The following is a 1717-nucleotide window of genomic DNA, read 5'->3' on the forward strand; positions in this document are numbered from 1 at the left end:
GGGTATCCGGCACCAGGGCGCGACGCAGCGGCAGGATCGGCAGGCCCTGGCGCTCGCAGGACATGCACTGGTCGTGCGGCAGCGCGGCTTCGGCGACTGCAATGGCAATACGTTGGCTGATGGTCATAAGCGACTCTCGGACTTCGGCAGGCATTCGATCAGTTGGCGCCATTGCGCCTCGGAGTAGCGCGCAAGCAACGCGGCAAGCGGGGCCCTGCCTCTGGCTGCTGCGTCGACCATTTCGCTTACCGCAGGTACGGTATGCAGCCTGGGGTGAATGCACAGGTGATGGAGAGCGAAAGCCACGATGTCCTCCCTCTCGCTCAGGCCCAACCTGCGTGCATCATCGACATGGTTCGAAGCACGCACCGCAGCAAACGCTGGAATCTGACACTGATCGACATGGTGCGAACCCACCCGCAACACTCTCCAGGTAGCCAGCACACGTTCGATCAGCCCCACGTCATCCTGAATTCGCCGCGCAGGTGCCGGCAAAGGGTGTCGCCGCCCGCTCTGCCCTTTCAGGCTTGCCAACCGTCCACCGCTACTCAGGAACAACCAGTCACTGATCGGCCACCATGGGCCTTGTTCGAGCCGCTCGAACATCGCTGCAAGCAACTCCAGGCGCACGGGTTCGTAGACCGGGTAGCTGCCGAACTCCCGATTGGAATCGGGTAGCCGGCACAAGGCTGTGAGATGGGATGCGACAGTGGCCGAAGACGCCTCGCTGAACAGCCAGCCACACAGGTAACGCCGTTGCTGAAACAGCGCCCTCTGCGCTGCCCGGGCGGTCAGTTCCAGCAGACCGCGACTGGGGAGCGTTCCGGGCGAAGCCAGGCAGGCCAGTACAGGATGCAGTTGAGGGGCATGGGCCAGGTCGTCCCGGTGCACCCGGGTCAATGCCTGCTCACCCAGGGCATTGCGCAGCGGGGCAAGTACGGCGTGATCGCCTTTGTGAGCAGTGGCAAGCGGATCTATCAGCACGTGGCAGTACAAGTGCTCCCCATGGTGGCTTTCGATGAGCCTGGCCAGGTTATCAGTGCGCATCAGACCTTGGCCTCGCACTTGTTGCTGGCGTCAGGCGCAAGCTCGAGTGGCTGGCTACCTCCAGCCCCTGACGCAGCCGCGCTGGTTTGCCCCAGCAGGTCGAGTTTCAGCCCATTGATGGTGATGCCCTGCCCATCCAGTACAATGCTGCCGCCCGCGGTCATGAACTCGATGCGCTCACTGGCGCGCACCTGATAGATCGTCGTATGTTGCTCCATGCCCTGCCCGACCGTGACCTTTTGTGCACCTTTGACGACAAGTTCGGCGTCCTTTCCGACAAAGGCCTGGTGATTGGCCCCTGTTGATTCGCTACGATCGTTGCCTATCTTCTCGATCAGGTCATGCTTGATATCCACGCGGCAGGTTTGCCCGATGAGCTGGGTATGGTCACGCCCGGTTTCCTGGTGGAAGTCATGGCCGATATTCAAGTGCTCATCGTTGCCAACCTGTTCGACACGATTACGCCCCACACGCGTGGTCTCATCATTACCGACTACATTGTTCTGGTCCCGCTGGGCATGGATGAACACTTCTTCCTTGCCGAGTTCGTCCTCGAAGCGCAGCTCGTTGAAGCCATCGCCCTTGTGGGTCTGGCTCTTGATGGTCATGCGGGTCTTGTGTTCGGGCAGGTCGTACGGCGGCAGCTGGTTTCCGCAATAGGTACGCCCGG

At 61.4% G+C, this 1717-nt stretch carries 1 protein-coding gene and 1 pseudogene; both read right to left on the reverse strand.

The window, feature by feature from the left end; all coding sequences use genetic code 11:
* Positions 1-123 precede the first annotated feature (123 nt).
* Positions 124-1047 carry a hypothetical protein gene (locus J5M58_RS25695; protein WP_112254258.1) on the reverse strand — a complete coding sequence of 308 codons (924 nt, stop codon included), beginning with the start codon at positions 1045-1047 and terminating at the stop codon, positions 124-126.
* A pseudogene (locus tag J5M58_RS25700) lies at positions 1047-1717 on the reverse strand (type VI secretion system tip protein VgrG); the annotation flags it as partial. The gene J5M58_RS25695 and the pseudogene J5M58_RS25700, both read right to left, overlap by 1 nt.

It is taken from the genome of Pseudomonas sp. 32_A (genome assembly GCF_017490905.1).
Lineage (GTDB): Bacteria > Pseudomonadota > Gammaproteobacteria > Pseudomonadales > Pseudomonadaceae > Aquipseudomonas > Aquipseudomonas inefficax.

What these genes read in the sequence shown, in the direction of transcription:
- J5M58_RS25695 (WP_112254258.1), bottom strand. Translation starts at nt 1,047, where the DNA reads ATGCGCACTGATAACCTGGCCAGGCTCATCGAAAGCCACCATGGGGAG.